Annotated in this window: 13 protein-coding genes; 7 read left to right on the top strand and 6 right to left on the bottom strand. The window is 68.1% G+C overall.

From position 1 onward, the window contains the following. Positions 1-357: 357 nt before the first annotated feature. The 3 genes from AB0G08_RS02440 to AB0G08_RS02450 form a co-directional block, all read right to left on the bottom strand. Entirely contained in the window at positions 358-663 is a 306-nt protein-coding gene (locus tag AB0G08_RS02440) for a hypothetical protein (protein WP_358081987.1), read from the bottom strand. 893 nt (positions 664-1,556) lie between these two features. Next, positions 1,557-2,039: a hypothetical protein gene (locus AB0G08_RS02445; RefSeq protein WP_358081990.1), complete on the bottom strand. Its 483-nt coding sequence runs from the start codon at positions 2,037-2,039 to the stop codon at positions 1,557-1,559. After that, the gene (locus tag AB0G08_RS02450; RefSeq protein WP_358081993.1) at positions 2,039-8,707 is read right to left on the bottom strand and encodes an RHS repeat-associated core domain-containing protein; all 6,669 of its coding nucleotides are present in this window, start codon (positions 8,705-8,707) and stop codon (positions 2,039-2,041) included. Before AB0G08_RS02450 ends, AB0G08_RS02445 begins: the two co-directional genes overlap by 1 nt. A 389-nt stretch (positions 8,708-9,096) precedes the next feature. On the opposite strand from AB0G08_RS02450, the gene AB0G08_RS02455 reads away from it, so the two are divergent. After that, complete coding sequence (locus AB0G08_RS02455) at positions 9,097-9,600, top strand: hypothetical protein (protein ID WP_358081996.1); 504 nt, start codon at positions 9,097-9,099, stop codon at positions 9,598-9,600. Further along, on the top strand, positions 9,572-10,495 hold the full coding sequence (locus tag AB0G08_RS02460; protein ID WP_358081998.1) for a recombinase family protein: 924 nt from the start codon (positions 9,572-9,574) through the stop codon (positions 10,493-10,495). The genes AB0G08_RS02455 and AB0G08_RS02460 overlap by 29 nt, the downstream gene beginning before the upstream one ends. Before the next feature lie 181 nt (positions 10,496-10,676). Here AB0G08_RS02460 and AB0G08_RS02465 read toward each other — a convergent pair whose 3' ends face one another. Continuing rightward, positions 10,677-11,276 (bottom strand): GNAT family N-acetyltransferase, encoded by a 600-nt coding sequence (locus AB0G08_RS02465; RefSeq protein WP_358082001.1) that lies wholly within the window; start codon positions 11,274-11,276, stop codon positions 10,677-10,679. Positions 11,277-11,879: 603 nt separating this feature from the next. On the opposite strand from AB0G08_RS02465, the gene AB0G08_RS02470 reads away from it, so the two are divergent. From AB0G08_RS02470 to AB0G08_RS02485, 4 genes are all read left to right on the top strand, one after another. Next, entirely contained in the window at positions 11,880-12,263 is a 384-nt protein-coding gene (locus tag AB0G08_RS02470; protein ID WP_358082004.1) for a hypothetical protein, read from the top strand. Between the two features lie 286 nt (positions 12,264-12,549). Next, on the top strand, positions 12,550-12,828 hold the full coding sequence (locus AB0G08_RS02475) for a hypothetical protein (protein ID WP_358082007.1): 279 nt from the start codon (positions 12,550-12,552) through the stop codon (positions 12,826-12,828). Between the two features lie 81 nt (positions 12,829-12,909). Beyond that, positions 12,910-13,182: a GlsB/YeaQ/YmgE family stress response membrane protein gene (locus AB0G08_RS02480; RefSeq protein ID WP_358082009.1), complete on the top strand. Its 273-nt coding sequence runs from the start codon at positions 12,910-12,912 to the stop codon at positions 13,180-13,182. A gap of 145 nt (positions 13,183-13,327) precedes the next feature. After that, a complete protein-coding gene (locus AB0G08_RS02485) occupies positions 13,328-14,215 on the top strand; it encodes a mechanosensitive ion channel family protein (protein WP_358082012.1) in 888 nt (295 codons plus the stop codon). Here the strand turns inward: AB0G08_RS02485 and AB0G08_RS02490 are convergent. Then, positions 14,180-15,370, bottom strand: a complete 1,191-nt coding sequence (locus tag AB0G08_RS02490; RefSeq protein WP_358082014.1) for a cation:proton antiporter — start codon at positions 15,368-15,370, stop codon at positions 14,180-14,182. The genes AB0G08_RS02485 and AB0G08_RS02490 overlap by 36 nt on opposite strands. 339 nt (positions 15,371-15,709) lie before the next feature. On the opposite strand from AB0G08_RS02490, the gene AB0G08_RS02495 reads away from it, so the two are divergent. Next, positions 15,710-16,915 carry a DUF2254 domain-containing protein gene (locus tag AB0G08_RS02495; protein ID WP_358082017.1) on the top strand — a complete coding sequence of 402 codons (1,206 nt, stop codon included), beginning with the start codon at positions 15,710-15,712 and terminating at the stop codon, positions 16,913-16,915. Between the two features lie 237 nt (positions 16,916-17,152). On the opposite strand, the gene AB0G08_RS02500 is transcribed toward AB0G08_RS02495, so the two are convergent. Then, entirely contained in the window at positions 17,153-17,596 is a 444-nt protein-coding gene (locus AB0G08_RS02500; protein ID WP_358082019.1) for a YetF domain-containing protein, read from the bottom strand. Between the last annotated feature and the right edge of the window lie 18 nt (positions 17,597-17,614).

A 17,614-nucleotide genomic window follows, 5' to 3' on the forward strand; every position in this document is an offset into this window, starting at 1 on the left:
CTCCGCGCGGCTGCGGCGTCGGGCTGCGCATCGACACAGCGCGGGGCTGGCGGCTGCGCCGCAGCAGGTGTGGCCGGCACGATCAGCGCCGTCCCCGCCACCGCCGCCGCGACCGCCGCCGCAGACCACCTGGACCGTTTCCACATCCGCGCAGCGGACAGCACTCTAAGCACACCGAACATGAGGGGCCCCCGTGATCATCCCAACGTCATGGCGCGCTCAACGTACAGAGATAACCTCATCAGCGTCAATGTCTAATCTTTGCGGATTTCAGAAGACACGACGCGGCCGTTGACAACCACACCGGCGCCGCAACGTTTCGGACCCGGAACAGCCCGAGAAATCAGCGGCGCCCGTTCAACCAGCGGGGCAGACCTCATCCAGCTCTTTTTGCACCCTGATCATATCGCGCCCCATCCTATCAGCGCCGCCCGACGCCTGCTGGGTAAGCAGGTCGATGTAGTTGCGCAGAACGGTGCGAAGTCGCTCGTCGCTCACTTGCTCCACGAGTGGACGGAGTTGCGCGGCCCAGGCTTCGAAATAGCGGCGACGCAATTCGGCCACGTCAGCCGCGCCGGGGGCACCGGTGTACGCCGCTTCTACCGCCTTGAGGTAGGCGCGACCCTCCGGCGTACCACCGGCGACGTACCGCTCGTTAACCACCCTGGCGTCCCCGCAGATCTGTGCGGAGTTATCGGGTGGAACCGGGCGGTCCCCCGACTCCGCCCGCCCGCAACCGGCGACTGCGAGGACCACCGCCGCCACCCACCACCAACGTCGCCAGCTAGCCATCAATGCCATCACAGGTCCTCAACTCATATGATCTGGTCCGGTCCGTCAGCGGCTGACGGACTTCGGGGAGTCTGCTGCATCGAACCACATGAACCTACATTCATCAAAGATCCAGTGATGTCCCCACCTCAGGGACCAAAGCGGGACTTTCTCGCCAACGGCGCTACTCACATTCGGTGGTGGCTCAACGTGGTCGGAGTGGATCCCTCCGCGGGTCTCTGCCAGAATCGGTGTCGTTCCCTCCGATCGTCAGGCGCAACTCCTTGCCGTTTCGCCCTCGGCCCATTCGTGCGGCCACGCGGCAGCCGCGACCGTGCACCGAAGTAGTAAGCCAGCCGGACCAAGGCCCTCGACCAAGATCCGACTGGCTCAAAACTGCTGTACAGGATCAAGAGCGGCCCGGCACAAGGCCGGGCCGCGCGCACGCGCTTTCGGCCTACGGCCACGCGCGCACGCCCACCACTACTGAGGCGACGGACCAGAAGGACGACGATACGCGCGCCTCACCTCGCCCATAACATAGTCCCACTTGGATGTAAGGCTCATCCTGACGGCAACCCATGCCAACGACCCACCAACCTGGGCGAACCGTCCGTCACTATCCGCAGTTGATCGGGATACTGAGGCATACTCAACCGACCGCCGGAACCGCATCATGCCCGAAACCCGAAATTTGCCCAACGCAACGATCACCGCCAACAAATGGCAAACATGCTCAGATCTTGAAATATCCGGTCAGCGCGAACATTGGCTCAGCCGACAGGCTATCCCGCGTTGGGAGGCCTTAAAAAGGTACGACCAGAATTGAACGCTTTGCTCAGCGCCCGAATCTTCTCCTGATCTGGCCCCTCCCTCGATGCCCGTTCATTGTCCACCAAGAAGTCCCTCCATGCGCTACGCTCACGCTCCATCAAGCCGTCATTGTGCGAAGGGCTTTCAATCATGCTGCGGTATCCCCACAGCGCACTGATTCCATGTATCCCTTCTTCTCGCTGAGCGAAGCTCCAGTCAAAAGGAAGTGCGGCATCGGTAAAATAGAACAGTTCGACGTGAGCCCAGATCGGCCGAACATTGTCATTCAGGACAAGGAGCATCAGATTTCCTCGACTGATCGCCATTGCGTAAACCGCATAGGCGCCGCCGACCGTTAACTGAAACTTAGTTGACTCGAAGTTCCCGCTGAGGCTTAGGACTGGTTCCGGCAAGTCGCTGCCACGATTTCCAACACAGGTGACCTGCATAGCCATCAGTCGGCCGCTCCCGGAACCCAGTCCTTCACCTTGAGGTCGTCAACTACACCTGTTGTAGCTTGGTACTGGTAATGAATTTCCACGCCATCAATCGTCTGCGTCATCTTTTGCCAACCCTTATCAGCCGGCCATCTCGGATCCGTCTGTGGAACCTTCACCAATCTTTCACCGGCTGCCGGATCATGTCTCACCTCCAGCAGCAAATCCTCCTCCCAATCGACGTGATCTCGTCGTGCGGTGCTGCCACGCGATGGGTTTTGCACCGGCCCAAGACACGGGCCTGTGTTGTGTACGAGTACCGAGGTTTTGCCGGCTACCACATAGTACGTGTGGATGTCACCGACGGTCAGGTTGTAGGCCAGTGCCACCCGGCTGCTGCCCTTGACGAAGCCGATGACCTCGATCTCTGAGCCATCCGCCGCACGCAGCAGATCACCGGGGTCCAGTTCGCTGGCGAACTGCCACTGTTGGTCGGTCACGTTCCAGTAGGGATGGTCCTCGGTCGTGCGGAGGCGCCCTCCCGTTACGTCCAGGTCACGGAGTTCGTCGTCGTGCACCCAGACCGCAGTGACGGTACGCGGCCCCTGTTCGCCGGTCTCCGGGTCGGTAGCCAGTACGACGTCACCGACCTCAATTTCTTCAATCGGTTTGGCGTCCCCGGAGGCCAGCAGGACTTCCGTGTCGCCAGCGAAGCTGTTGCACCCGTGTACCCGCGGACCAGGTCCTCCCCGGGGCCCACGTGGACCGACCACGCCGTGCATGCCGCCCAGTTCCGGGGTGATCTGGCCGCTGATGCCCGCCACCCACAGCTTGAACTGGCCTGATCCCTTGATGTATCCGTTGTTGGTAGCCAGCAGCAGGCCGGCCCGAGTCACCTCATCGCTGTACCGGTCGACCCAGCCCTCCTCCAACACGGGGTGCTCGGAGTGGTAGCGGTCGAGACCGGCTGCCATCTGGTCGACGGTCGGGGCGTCCGGGACGTGCCGAAGGTCCTCTTCGGGCACCTCGAAGTCATTGATCCAGGTCCGACCGCCACTACGCGTCACCGTGGTGCCGCCGGGATAGGTCTTGATGCTCGTGTGGTAGCCGCCGGTGGAGCCGGGACTGATCCCGGGGCCGTTCTCGTTGCCGGTACAGGCCCCGGGACCACCCACCATGCCGGGGGCGCAACTGGCCGAACCGAGCAGGCCACTGGGGTCGCTCATGGTGACCGGCGTGTTGTTGGAATAGATGTAGCCGTTCCACTGCACCGGATCGTTGAGATCCTGGATCGGGTCGACCGAGATGAAGCGTCCGATCGTCGGGTCGTACTCGCGGGCTCCGAGGTGGGTCAGTCCGGTGTTGTCGACGGTGCCGCCGACGAATCCCCGGCTGTTGGGCCACCCCGGAACGCCGCCACGCGCGGTCCCATAGGGCGTCTGCCTGCGGTGGGTGACTTGCTGCGACCCGGCGTCGACCGCGACCAGCGAGGTGCCCTGATGGTCGGCCGAGAGCCAGGTCAGCCCGGCAGCGGTACGGGAGGCGATGGTCGAACCGGCGAAGCCGTAGTAGCGGGTGCAGGTGGTGGTGCCGCTCGCGGTGTTGTAGCGGATCTCCTGCCCCGGCAGGTAGAGGGTCCGGCCAGTGGGATCCCGGCGGACCAGGCGGTTGCCGTCCGCGTCGTAGATGTACCGAGTCTGCCCGGTGGTGTCGGTGGACGTCTCCAGGTCCCCTTCGGCGTCCCAGACCAGAGTCTGGGTGCCAGCTCCCGCAGTCGGACGGGTGAGGGTGTTGCCGGACAGGTCGTAGGTGTAGCTACCGCTCTGAGCACCGCTGGTGCTGGTGAGACTGTGCGGTCGTGCGCCACCGGCGGCCGGGTAGTGGTAGTCGGTGACCGCCGCACCGTTCGTGCCGTGTACGGACTGGGTCTTCCGGTTGCCGCTGCTGTCGAAGGTCCAGGAGTGCCAGTACGGTGCGGGCCCGCCGAGCAGGGACGCGTTCGGAGCGGCGGAACAGTCACCGGAGGCCGGGGTCCACGCCTGGCTGAGCCGGCGCAGGTGGTCGTGGCCGAAACACTGGGTGTCGTCGACCGGGTCCGCAGCCACGTCCTTGACACCGGTGACGTTGCCGGCCGGATCGAAGGTGTAGCGGCGGTCCGCGACGATGTTCGGGGTCGCCGAGCCTCGGTCGGTACGGGCGCCGGTCAGCCGGCCGGTCTCCAACTCACGGGTGAACGCCTGGAACACCCGACCACCGGTGCCGGTGTACAACTCGTACTGATCCGGCTGACCGAGCGCGTTGTAGTCGGTGTCGGCGACGTACGAGGAGTTGCTCGCCCCGTAGAGCGTGCTGAGGGTGGTGGGCAACCCCAGGCTGTCGTAACCGTAGGAGAGGGTTTCGGCGGGCAGGTCGTTGACGTTGGAGGCAGGCAGCGTCGTCGAGGCCAGCGAGCCGTCCACGTTCCAGCTGTTGTCGGAGGTGTACGTGCCGGCCAGGCCGGTTTCCGACGCCGGGATGACGACCTCGGTCGTCTCCGGCTGGTAGGTGTCGCTGTAGGCGGTCACCTTGTAGACGTACTGGGCCGAGCCCACGTACCGGACGGACTGCGACAGCTGCCCCTTGGCAACGGTGTCGTAGAGCCACTGGGCCCGCGGCGTGCCACCGATCTGGTTTTCGTAGACAGCGCGCTTGCGGTTCAGCGGGTCGTAGCCGTAGGCGAGCTTCCGGCTCCGGGCGTCGGTGCTGAGGGTGATCCGCCCGGCGTTGTCGTAGGTCAGGGAGGTCGAACCGGTGTCCGGGTCGACGGCTCCGGTCTTGCGACCACGGATGTCGTAGGTGTAGGCCCAGTCGTTGCCGGCCGGATCGGTGACCCCCTCCAACTGGCCCTTGCGGTTGAAGGCGTAGGTGCTGGCATCCCAACTGCCCGCGGTGGCCGGCGTGGGGACGGCACCGTGGTACTGCCGCAGCTCCACCGTGCGGCCGCGTACGTCGGTCACCGAGGCCCTGGCGGTACCCCCCGACGGTGGGGTGGTGTCGGTGCGGTCCCCCGCGTAGTAGGTGGTGGTGCGCCAGCGCTCGGCGGCGTAGGGCTGGAAGACCGTGGCGGTGATCCGGCCGGCGCCGTCGTAGACGTTGCGGCTCTGGTTGGGCACGAAGGCGGCTTCGGTGGCGGTCACCAGCGTGGTGCCCGGCGTTCCGGCCGCGTGGTAGATCCCGTAGGAGCGCCCGGGGCGCCCGGCGCTGTCGTAGAAGGTGTCGGTCAGCAGCCGCCCAGCGGAAGGCGAGGGCGCCTGGGTCTGCCGGGGGCGCAACAGCCCGTCGAACATCGCGTACGAGGTGACGTACGCCCCTTGGGCGTTGAGCCGGTTGGTGGCGAGCACGGTGCTCGCGTCGTTGCGGATGGTGTAGCCGAAGGTGACGTTGGCGCTGTCGGTGGCCTTCTCCCGGCCGGGCAGCCAGACCGCGGTGAGCCGGCCGAGTCCGTCATAGGTCAGGTCGGTGCGCTTGTCGTTCGGGTCCAGCACCGAGGTCTCCGACGCCCACGCCGGGTCCAGTGTCGTGGTCGTCTTGTGGCCGAGCGGGTTCGTCAGCGTGGTCGCGGTGACCGGTCCGCCGAGCGTCGGGGTGTACGCCGTCTTCGTCTCGTAGTTCATCGCGTCCCAGACCGAGGTGACCCGGCCGTGGGCGTCATAGGCCCGGCGCTCGACGGTGGTGAAGGTCGGCGTCCCCGAGTTCCAGGCCGCCATCTCCTCGGACCTGGTTGGCAGCCCGGTGGTGGGGGTGGCCTCGAACGCCGAACTATTGTCGTACCAGGTGCGGGTCTCGCCGATGACGTCCGCCTCGGTCAGCGTGCCACCGGTGTCCGCGCACTTCAGCGCATACTTCTGCGTGCGGTGCACCCGGTCCATCAACCAGTTCGTATCGTTTCGTGGGGTGTAGTCGGTCTTCGTGCACTGCTCGTCGCCGGGCTTGCCGTCCTCACCGGAGTCGTCGACGCTGACGGCCATGCCGTGGCTGTCGTACCCGGTGGTGACCGTGGTGGCCCGCTCACCGCGCCCCGCGTCGAGCGTGGTGTAGCTGGTGACGGTCGCGACCCGGCTGAACCGGGCGGTGACCGTGTCACCGTTGATCGTGCGGGTTGCGGTCGCCGGGGAGGAGGCCCAGGGAATCATGGTTTGACGGGAGACCGTGGGACCACCGACCCCGTTGAGCGTCCGGGTTTCCCGGGTGACGCCCGCATACCAGTCCTCGTCGTTGATGCCGTCCACGGTCGCCGTGCGGGTGCCGCCGGCCGGTGCCGCCCGGTCACCGTGCATGCCACGGAAGTAGCGGGTTTCCGTGTACGTTTGCTCCCCTGGATCACCGATGGTCTCCGTGACCTTGCCGTAGCCCCGGTAGTCGGACCAGGTTTTCTCCTCCTTCTCGATCAGCCCGTCGTCGTCGGCGTAGTGCCAGGCCACGCCGTCGAGATAGTCGTAGGTCCGAATGACGCGTGGGCTGCCCTGCGGTGCCACTCCGCCGGTGTGGTCGATTTCGAAGATCGTCTTGATGACGTACTTGTGGAACCAGTCGGTGAGCGGACCCGGATACCCCTCCGGGGTCCAGATCACCGGGTAGCAGAGCCGGTTGTTGGTGTGCGGCGTCGGGGTCTGGCCCGCCACGCAGTCCGGCGCCGAGTACGTCAGGTTCAGTGTGCCGCCGGTCTCGTTGCGGATCTTCGCGATGCGCATCCACTTCATCGCGGCGGCGAAGTCCCGGGTGTCGACCCGGTTGGCGAGCTGGACGGGGGTGAACTCCACGTCCGGCAGAGTGGCGGCGGTCCCGCCGGCCAGGCCGGTGTGCGAGATCCGGTCCAGCCACAGCCCGGCGCGGGTGCCATCCCCAGGGTCCGGGAAGGTGTGGATCAGGTTCCACCGTTCGACATCGGCGTAGCCGGTGCCGCTGCGGATCTGGGTGGTCACCGTGGACAACCGCTTCGTACGCCAGAAGGTGGGTGAGAAGTTCTCCGGGCAGGAGGTGCCGGTGCACTCCCTGTCCCACGGGGTGTCCGGCCAGTGCGTCTCGTCGTGGGTGGTGCAGTCGCTCAGGCAGCGGTTACTGTCCCCGAGATCGATCCGGAACGGGGCGGGCGTGTCCAGTACCGAGTCGACATCAGCGACGCGGCGGGTGCCGTAGTCGATCCGGTCGAGCCAGCCACCCCGGTCGTAGCTGACCTCATCGTCCGGGTCGAGGTTGCGGCCGTACTTGTTGGTCTCCTTGGTGTACCAGTAGGAGTACGAGTTGCCGGAGAGGTCGACGACGTAGTCGAGGTTCCACCGCCACGCCTGGCGGCAGTCCGAGTCGGCGAACGCGGTGGCGTGGCACGGCTCGTTCGGGTCGTTGCCGAAGACCGGCACGGTCCAGGTCGAGTTGGTCTGCGGATCGTCGGTGACCCAGCCGGGCAGCCGGTTTTTCCCGAACCAGTACTGGATGCCACTGGTCGTGGTGACCACCCAGTGCTCGCCGTTGTTGTCGCCGTTGCTGCCCCCGGTCTTGCGCTCGATCCGGGATCCGTCGTCGTTACGCAGGTGCCAGCGCTGCTCGGTGGCGTTGTAGATCAGCTCACCGGAGCTGCCGCCCAGGGTGAGGGTGGCGTTGTCGGTCTCCCAGCACAGGTCGCCGGTTTCCTCGTCGTTGTTCGCCGATCCGTCCATGTCGTCGAGGCACGGCTTGTAGCGGCGCTCGATGAACCCTTCACCCGACAGCTCGAACCCCTCGCCCACCCAGGACGGCTGGTTGTTCGAGGCGGCGTGCCGGCCGTCGACCGACTGGGACGAGTAGGCCAGGGCCAGTTTCGGGGTCAGTCCGCTCATCGCGGGCGGCACCCGCATCGGGTACGACCAGGTGAAGGCGCCGGAGTTACCGCCAGCGGACCAGGTCGCCGACGCCTGCAGGGGGGTGGCCGCGTAGTCCCCGGACGGCCCGGAGTCGGCAGCGGTCAGCGCGAAGAGGCTGCCGGCGCCCACCGGTACGTCAGCTGTCACGGTCCGCTTGGCAAGGTCCTTTGTCGACCGCAGGGGCGTACCGACGCAGTTGCGGTGCTGCGGGGTGGTCAGGGCACATTCGGGCAGGCTGACCAGCCGTAGCCGGCTGGACCAGTCGGCACCGTAGGCGGTGGCGAAGGGGGCGTAGTCGATGCTGACCCGGGTCGGGCCGGAGCCGGTGATCCCGTCGGCGCGGGCCAGGCGCAGCGCTAGTCCGCGCAGCCCGGCACGGGCGGTGGTGGCCCGGTCGAGCACGTCGACGCGTACCCGGGCGGGTGGACCGGCCGTCGAGCCGGCAACGGCCGGGGCAGCGGCGACCCGGACCGGCAAACTCCCGGCCCGGGCCGGTGCGCGCCCCGTTCCGGCGGGCACGGCCACCACGGCGCTAGCGGCCGCCGGCCAGACCGGCGCCGGTTTGGCGCTGGCGTCCGGCCTGGCCGGTGCCGTCGAGGGTGACCGCACGGGAACCTCGGTGACCGGCACCTTCGGGACCGGAACCGGCGTTGGCCGCTGGTACGGCGCCGGGCCCGCCGCCAGCGCCGGCACCTGGAGCAGGTTCAGGATCAGCACCGCCGCGAGCGAGGCGGCGAAGCCGCTACGAGCGGCCCGGAACGGGCGGGAACGGGTGAGCTTGGACGTGTTTGTGCGCAGCAGTACCCGCACCGGTACCTCCGAGGTCCGAGATCAGCGGAATGAATGGTGTTGGCCGTGGTGGTCGGTGCAGGTCAGGGCAGCGGTTGGCTGCTCCACAGCCGAGAGCCGGGCCGATCGGCCGAATACCGATGGGTACACACAGCGGCGCTGACAGTGACGAACAGAAGGTCTGGAGTGCCTCTCACCTGATGGAGGCAGCAGGAACCACACGCACCGAACATGCGAACCCCCGTGGTGACTCAGTGCAAGGCGCGATCACCGTAGCGCGACAATAGGCAACAATCAATACTGAAGATCGTCAGACGGTCGGCGCGTACGCCTCACGGTCCGGCCAGTCCTCACCGCCAGCGGACTGCTTGTCCGACTCGACCGCGAAGATCCTTCGTAGGAATACCGGCGTGTCGGACAACGAGCGTGACGATCTCGAGGATCCCCTGACTCGATGGCTCAACAGTCAGCCGCAGGCCGACTCGCAACTGCCTACCCAACGGCGGCGTGGTCTGCGGTTTGCGTTCTACGGTCGGATGTCGACCGTCGAGCACCAGGACCGGGTGACGTACCGGCACTGGCAGCGGGACTGCGCAAGCGAGCTCGTCGCCGCTCACGGGGTGATCGTCGCCGAGTACTTCGACGTCGGCTGCTCCCGCCGCCGCGGCTGGCGGCAGCGCCCGCAGGCCGCCGCGCTGCTGGCCGCGCTCGACGACCCAGATCGCGGGTTCGACGCGATCGTGGTCGGCGAGTACGAGAGGGCGTTCTCCGCCAATCAACTGCAGCATCTGGCGCCCGTGCTCGAACATCGCGATGTGCAGCTGTGGCTGCCCGAGACAGACGGGGCCCGTCGACCACCACAACCCAGCCCACCAGGCGCTGATCATGATGCTGGGCGCCCAGTCGAAACGTGAGGTGCAGCGCGCCCGGTTCCGGGCCGTCACAGCAATGCGAGCCCAAGCCCGGGAGCAGGGACGGTATCTCGGAGGCCGGCCACCCTACGGCTACCGACTCACCGACGCCGGCCCTCATCCGAACGCCGCGCACGCCCGCTGGGGTCGCCGGCTGCGACGCCTCGAACCGGATCCGGCCACGGCCGGACACGACCGGTGGATGTTCGCCCAACGCCTGACCGGCCAAAGTCTTGCCAGCATCGCGCGTGCCCTCAACGACGCCGGCATACCGTGCCCATCGGGCATCGATCCCGGCCGCAATCCCCACCGCAGTGGCGACCGGTGGACCCTGCGAACGGTCGCGGCGATACTCGGCAATCCCCGCTACACCGGCCGGCAGGTCTGGAACCGGCAACCCGCGCACACCGACACCGACGCCAGCCGCGCGGAGCGAGAACTCGTCCGACGGAACCCGACCGCGGACTGGGTGGTCTCCACGCAACGGGCCCAAACCGCGCTGGTCAGCGAGCAGGACTTCGTCGCCACCCAGGCCGTTCGCTCCCACCGGAGCGCCCACGACGGCACCACCCGCCGCTACCTTTTCACCGGCCTACTGCGCTGCGGACCATGCGGCCGAAGAATGGAATCTCACTGGATCAATCCACGCCCCGGCTACCGATGCCGCCACGGCCACACCAGCACCCAACAGCCCACCAACCGCCGGCGCAAGATCCTCTATCTCAGGGAAGACCACATCATCGCAAGGCTCGCCGACCATGCCCGCATCCCCAGCGGCATCCAGACTCCACACGACCTGGTCACGCTCCTGCAAAGGAGGACGATCACCATCGTCTGCGACCAGGAACACTGCACATCGACCATAGAATCATCCGCGCAGGGCAACCTGCTCGGATGATGATCGATATGTGGTAATGATGTGTCCGAGGGCGACACGGGACCATTGCCCCACCGCCGATGACAATCGGCAAAACCTTGAAGCTCGCGCAAGTCTAGCCGCCTTGGTGACCTTTTCGGGATCGCCGAAGAGGTCACCAAGCCGAAGAGCCGGGTCAGGGCCCGGCCCCTCCGGCCGCGGTTCATTCGGCGCCAAGGCTGCGGCGGTACGTCCGTACGTGGTCACCGTCGGGCGACGGCTGCTGAGTTCCAGCTTCCCAACCCAGCCGCTCGTAGAACCCGGTCGCCCCGACGGCCCCGGTCGACGTCTGCGCCTCGACCCAGTGAACGCCGCCGTTGCGGACCTGCTCGACGAAGCAATCGACCAGCAGCACCCCGATGCCGGCCTTACGCCACTCTGGCCGCACCGCCAGCGCGGTCATGACCCCCACGTGTGCAGCCGCAACCGGTCCCGCCCGCTGCGGTGTCACCAGGGCTGGCCGGCGGTGGGCCACCCGACGGGCCCACGGCCGGACCCGCGTTCGCAGCACACGGACAGCGACACGGGGCCGGAGCACCAGCGCGACCAGCCCGGCAAGTGCGAGGGACGCCATTGCGCGCCGGTCCTTCGCCAGCTCGGTCATGTAACCGGCGTGATCGCTCGTGCCCAGCACGAACCCGACGAAATTGTCCTGCGAGCCTGCGGTGTCGATGGCCACAACACCCACACCGTGCGGTGAGTCCAGCACAGTGCGGTGCCAGCGGCGGACGAAGCGGGCTCCGAGCGACGGAAACAGTCCCATCGGAAGTAACTCGATGTGGGCGCGGGACATCGCGGGGAGATCTTCACCCCTCGCCGCACGCAGGACAAGCCGGCCGCCAACCCGATCGGCAGCCACTGGACCGGGGGTCGGCGCCGCCACAATGCTCCTGCGGGGGTCATCGACTATGAGGCGAGGAATGCGCACGACATCGCTCCCAAGTGTCAGGGCCAGACACTCCTGCTCGAAGACCTGACCTTGCCCCGGACGGCGCCCCTGGCAGACGCCCCGCCGCCTTGGCTCGGGCCATGGGTGCTGTGCTCTGCCGGGTCCGGTGATTGGAACGTGGTAGGCGCCGTCGGCGGCCACCACGTGGGCAGCGAGGGCTGGCTGGCCACTGGCCGATCGGATCGGTCAGCTCTGGTTACCGGAACGCCGGCCTTCCGGACGCTCGGCCACCTCACCGTTCTTCATCTGGGGCAGGTTCCGCTGGCTCATCCTGCCTCCTCGTAGCCTCGACCAGCCTCTCGGCCACGCCTACCCGTCTGGGGTGCCCGGACACCGGGAGGCCAGGGACAGTGGGTGCCCGACCGGCGTAAGGGCCCAGCCGGGGCCGCACTGATCGTGGTGGGGTGTGCAGCCCGAATGGTACGAGTCCCGTCTCCGGAGGACATAGAGACGAATCGCCGGACGCGCCCAAGTGAATCGGCTCTCCCGGCCCATCGGGATCGCGGAGAGATCTTCTGGGGCAAAGCCCAACACCAACGGCCAGCAGCCTTCTACCAGCTGATCCGCCAGGGCACCCGGCTCGTGCCCGCGGACTTCATCGCCTTCAGCGAGCCGAACCACGACATCGGCGACATGCACGACCTGTTCATGCCGAACTTCTTTGCCCAGACCGCGCTGGTGCAGGAGTCGCATCGTGATCGTCTCCCCGGTCGTCGTCCGGGCGTCGGCGCGGTCGTAGCGGGCTCACGCTCCGGTCGCGCCGATATTTCGTCGACGCAGGGCGGTACCCGGCGCCCGTGATCCAAAACTCCTGCTCAGCAGCCCGCTCGCCAGCAGCGAGCATCGTCACACAACCGTCATGGTTTCGCGGTAGCGCCGCCACCTGCCGGGGAAGTTCTTGAACAGGCGGCACCACGGAGGGGAGGGTCGGCGACGGGCGGATGGCACGACAGGATGCGTCCGGCGCTGGCGGTTCTCCCGGCGGTGGTCCTGCTCGTAACAGCCTGTACGAGCCCACCCGCGGCTCCGCGGCCCAACCCCCGAGCCGCTGCCCACCACCCGACCCGGCACGGTCGCCCGGGCGGAGGTGGGCGACCGGCTCACCCTGACCGCCACCGTCGACCGGGTCATCACCGACACCGCGTTCGTCGTACGCGACGCCGACCTGACCGACGGGACCCTGCTCGTGCTGACGACGGGCCCGTCGGCGCCGGCTCCACCGCAGCTCGTGACTGTGCGGGGCACCGTGATCCGGTTCTCCCACCGCGACCTCAGCGACCGCTACCGCCTCGGATCCCCGGGACCGTACCGGGCCTTCGAGGGTGGGCGGGCGCTCGTCGCGCAGGAGTTGACGGTCCGGGAGTGAGCCACTTCGACGCGGCGGGGGTTCCTGCGCGGGGTGCCGACCCGAGCGGCTTCCCGGTCGCCACACCCACTGAGGAGCAGGATGACAGTCAGTGCCCTTGTCAGCGCCATCGTCGTCAGTCTCGTCGCCGGCGCGCTGGGTCGCCCTGCGGTGCCGGCACGCGACGCCATACCGCGCTGGTTGGCGCTGGTCCTGGGCGTCACCACTGCCCTGCTCGCGACCATCCTCGCCGTGCTGGTCGGTGTCGACGCCCGCAACATCGGCCTACTCGGGGTCGTCGGCCAGGCGGGTTGCGCCGGCCTCGCCGTCATCCTCGTCGCGATCGGCGCCGGCCGCCGTCAGCCTTCCCGCTAGCCTTCCGTACCAGGCGTTTCCGGGATTCCGCCGCCGGCAGCCACCTATGGTGGAAGCGACGGGACGGACACCGGTCGGTCACCGCCGGGGACGATGGGCGAGCAGCATGGATCGGTTCCTGGAGGCTGTCTGGGACACGAGCAGCGTGAGCGGTCGCCTCTTGACCAGCGTCGTCCTGATCGTGCTGGCCGTCGTGCTCGCCGCTCTGGTCGGCCGCGTGGCCACCCTGCGGGTGGACGACACCACCAACCGCTACTACCTGCGCAAGGCGGTGCACTACCTCACCGTCGTAGCGTTGCTGTTCGCGCTGGCACTGCTGTGGCGGCCGTTCGCCGGCCGGGTCGGTGTGGTCTTCGGCCTGCTCGCCGCCGGTCTCGCGCTGGCCATGCAGGAGGTCATCGGCGCGTTCGCCGGGTGGATCAGTATCCTCACCGGACGGCAGTTCCGCGTCGGTGACCGGATACAGATGTGCGGGGTACGCGGTGACGTCCTGGACATCACCCCGCTGCGCACCCGCATCCTGGAAAGCGGCTCCTCCTCCGACCCGGAATCCTGGATCCGCGGCCGCCAGTACACCGGGCGGGTGGTCTCCCTGTCGAACCGCTTCGTGTTCAGCGCGCCGGTCTACAACAGCAGCACGGTGCTGGACCACCTGTGGGAGGAACTGACCCTGCCCGTCCCCTACGAGGCTGACTGGCACCTGGCAGAGCGCATCCTGTGCGAGGAGGCGGAGAACACCTCCTCGACGGTCGAGGCGCGGCGGGCCATCGACCAGATGCGCCGCCGCTACCCGGTCGCCGAGGCGGAGGTCGATCCGCGCGTGTTCGTCCGCGCCACCCCCAACTGGGTCGAGCTGTCGGCACGGTTCGTGGTGCCGGTGCGCGCCGCCCGACAGGTCAAGGACCAGGTCACCCGGCGGGTGCTGGACCGCTTCGCCGAGAACGGCATACGGGTGGCGTCGGTGACGCAGGACATCACCGTCCACCCGCCCCAGACGTCAGCTACCGGCGCCGCCCCGGATGGTCACCGGTGAGGGGCGCCAACCGCCGGGTGTACCAGCGACGGCCGGGCGTGGCGGTGACGCCGTGCAGCACGGTGCTCGCGACCACCACCAGGCTGCCGGCGGCCCACAGCCGGGAATCCCGGGCTCCTCCTGCTCGCTGTGCGTGAGATAGAACAGTGCCGACACACCGATCGGCCCGAACCAGCCCAGGAACACCACATCCCGCCAGGACATCTTCAGCACGGGCCTCAGGGCGAGCACCACCGGCAGGCGGCGCAGCACCAGCACCGCGATCGCGAAGGCCGCCAGGGGCCAGCCCAGGTCGCGCCAGTCACGCCACGGCACCTCGATGCCGAGCAGAAAGAACAACGGCAATACCAGGTAGCGGGTCAGCGCGTCGTCGAGCTTCTGCTCCGACGCCCGCGACCGGTTCCCGATGACCCCGTTGTAGGCGAGACCGGCGACGAACACCGCGAGAATCCCGTCCGTGCGGGCCACGCGGGCGACTCCCAGTGCCGCGACGCCAAGCACGAGCGTGAAGATCAGCAGGGAGCCCTCATCCACGTCCTCCCGCGCCTCGGCCGTCATGATGGCCCGGCCGGCTGCGTAGCCGACCGTCACACCGACCACCAGCGCCCCCAGCACTGCCCACACTGCCTCCCCCAGGTGGCTGCCGAAGGATCCAAACGTAACGGCGGAGAGCGCGAGCACGACGAAGAGGAAAGCGAGCCCGTCGTTGGCACCGGACTCGCCGCTGATCACCTGCCGCAGCCGAGCCGGCAGTTGCCGCTCGGCTGGTCCCCCGGAGACGACGCTGGAGGCCAGGACCGGGTCCGTCGGTGTCACGCAGGCGCCCAGCAGCAGTGCCAGGGCGACGGGGAGACCGAGGACCAGCCAGGCCAGGCCGGCGCTGACCACCGCCATCGCGGCCATCGCGACGGTGAGGAGCACGCCGACCGGACGGATCACCGACCGGTAGTCCGGCAGCGGGAAGCGCAGCGCGACGGCCATCAGGGAGATGGCCAACAGGACCCGGCTCGCCTCCAGCGTCAGGACCGACGCCTCGTGGTGGGGTAGGTCGATCAGTCCGAGAACCGGACCGACCAGTACGCCCACCAACAGCGCGAGCAGCGGCTCACTGACCGGTACCCGACGGATGGCGCTGGACCAGAAGGCCAGCAGCACCCCAGGAGCCCGACCAGGGCGTACGCGAGATGCAGCGGATCCATCCTCGGCCGCTACCCCGTTCCCCGCCCCTCACACCCGCCGGCGCCGTTCCCGCACCGGGCACCTGGACGCGGCTGGTCACGTCGAGCCGGAACTCTGCACCAGCGACCTGCCGGATCAGGATGATCGACAGCCGTACCGGTACGAGGCCCGGGAGACGCCGCTCCCGCAGCGACGACGAACCGCACCAGTGCCACCACCGCCGCGACGAAGATGAACTGCCGGCATCGACGGACACCGCGCGGGGAGTCCCGGGGTGCGCCACGATGAGCGGGTGATGTCGAAGAACCGGGCACCGTGAGCCGGCCCCGCACCGTGTCCGCGCGGCTCGCCGAGGTGCGGGAGAGCTTCTGGCTCGTGCCGGCGGCGTTCGCGGTGGGCGCGGTGGCGGCGGCGGTCGGCCTGTCGATCCTGGAGCTGCAGGTGGCCCTTCCCTTCGAGGGGATCCTGCCCAGCGGCCCCGCCGGTGCCCGGTCGCTGCTGTCGTCGATCATCACGGCGATGATCTCCTTCACCGCGCTGGTCTTCTCCATCACGGTGGTGGCCCTGCAACTGGCCAGCAGTCAGTACTCCCCACGTGTCCTGCGGACCTTCCTACAGGATCGGATCATCCAGGCGACGCTCGGTACGTTCGTGGCCACCTTCCTGTTCGCGATGGTGGTGCTCGCCGCGCTGCCGGCCCGGGACGGAGAGCGGTTCCCGGAACTGTCGCTCGCGGTGTCCATGTCGCTCGTCCTGGCCAGCAGCGGCACTTTCATCTACTACCTGCACCACATCACCACCGTGATGCGGGTGTCGCACATCATCGCCTCGATTGGCGCGCAGACCCGGCGGTCGATCGCCCGCCTTCCCCCGCCGGACGAGCTGGAGGCGGTGGTGCCCGGCGGGGTCACGCAGACCGTGCTCGCCCCGGAACCCGGGATGATCAGCAATGTCAATCTCGCCCTGCTCGCCCGCCTGGCACGCGAGTACGACTGCGCCTTCGCCGTCGTTCCCGCGCCGGGTGACTTCGTCGCCGCGGGAGCACCCCTGGTACGCGTTCACCGGACAGCCAGGGGTACGGCCCGTCCGGTGCCGACCGATCGGGTCGAGCAGGGCGTGACCATCGGCGTGGAGCGCACCCCGGGGCAGGACGTCGCCTTCGGCTTCCGGCAGTTGGCCGACATCGCCGAACGCGCGCTGTCCCCGGCGGTCAACGACGTCACCACCGCCGTACGGGCCGTGCAGGAGACACACGACCTCCTGCGCCGGCTGGCGACCCGCCCCGATCCGACCCACGTGGCCCGCGACGACGACGGCACGTTGCGCGTCCGCGTCGACGGCGTCCCGTACGACACCCTCCTAGCCATGATCGTCGACGACATTCGACTCGTCGCCAGCCAGCAGCCGCGCGTCGCGCGACTGCTGGACGCCGTCCTGCGCGACCTCGCGACCGTCGCGCTTCCCGTTCACCAGACCGCGATCGGACGTCGACTACCGCCGCCGACCGCCGACCGTCACTGACGACCTCGTCCGGGCGGCGCAGGGCAGCCGGCGTTCTCCCTGCTCGTCCGCCCCGGTCGCGGTGATGGCCGCCATGCGAGGCGGTCAGGACGGCGTCGACCGAGCCGTGTTTCACTCCGCCGAGCAGGCCGGCGGCGTAGAGCTAGTCAGACGAATGGTGCGAGGTTTGCCAGCCGGCACTGCGGGACAGCCCGTCCTGCCGCACCGACACCACCAGCACCCGTGGTTTGCGATTCGCTACGGGCCGTCGTCGACGACGTCGGCGAGGCTGCTGCCGTCGCCCAGCCGGGACCGGGTGAGGACGCTCAGGCTTCCGTCGGTTTCCAACACCACTGCCGCGAGGTCGTGAAGGTCGCCCACCCCCTGGCTACGAGCGGCCTGCCGGATCTCGCTCTCCACGACCCGGCAGCGCCGCATGGTGGCGTGCCGCAGATGCCCATCGCGTAGCAGAATGGTCGGTCGTGCCTTGATCAGCCGCTGTGACGGCGGCCAGCGGACGCCGAGCAGCGCGACCACATACTGCAACGCCACCAGCAGCGCCAACGCGAGGATTCCCTCCACCAGGGAGACGTCGCGCGACAGCAGGATCGTGGCCAGGGTAGAACCCAACGCGACAGTGACCACCAGAGCGAACGCGTTGAGCTTGGACAGGGTTCGTTTGCCGGACAGCCGAAGGATCAAACCAGCGCCGGGTAGACG

Origin of the sequence: Micromonospora sp. NPDC023644 (genome assembly GCF_040640115.1) — a bacterium.
Classification (GTDB): Bacteria; Actinomycetota; Actinomycetes; order Mycobacteriales; family Micromonosporaceae; genus Micromonospora.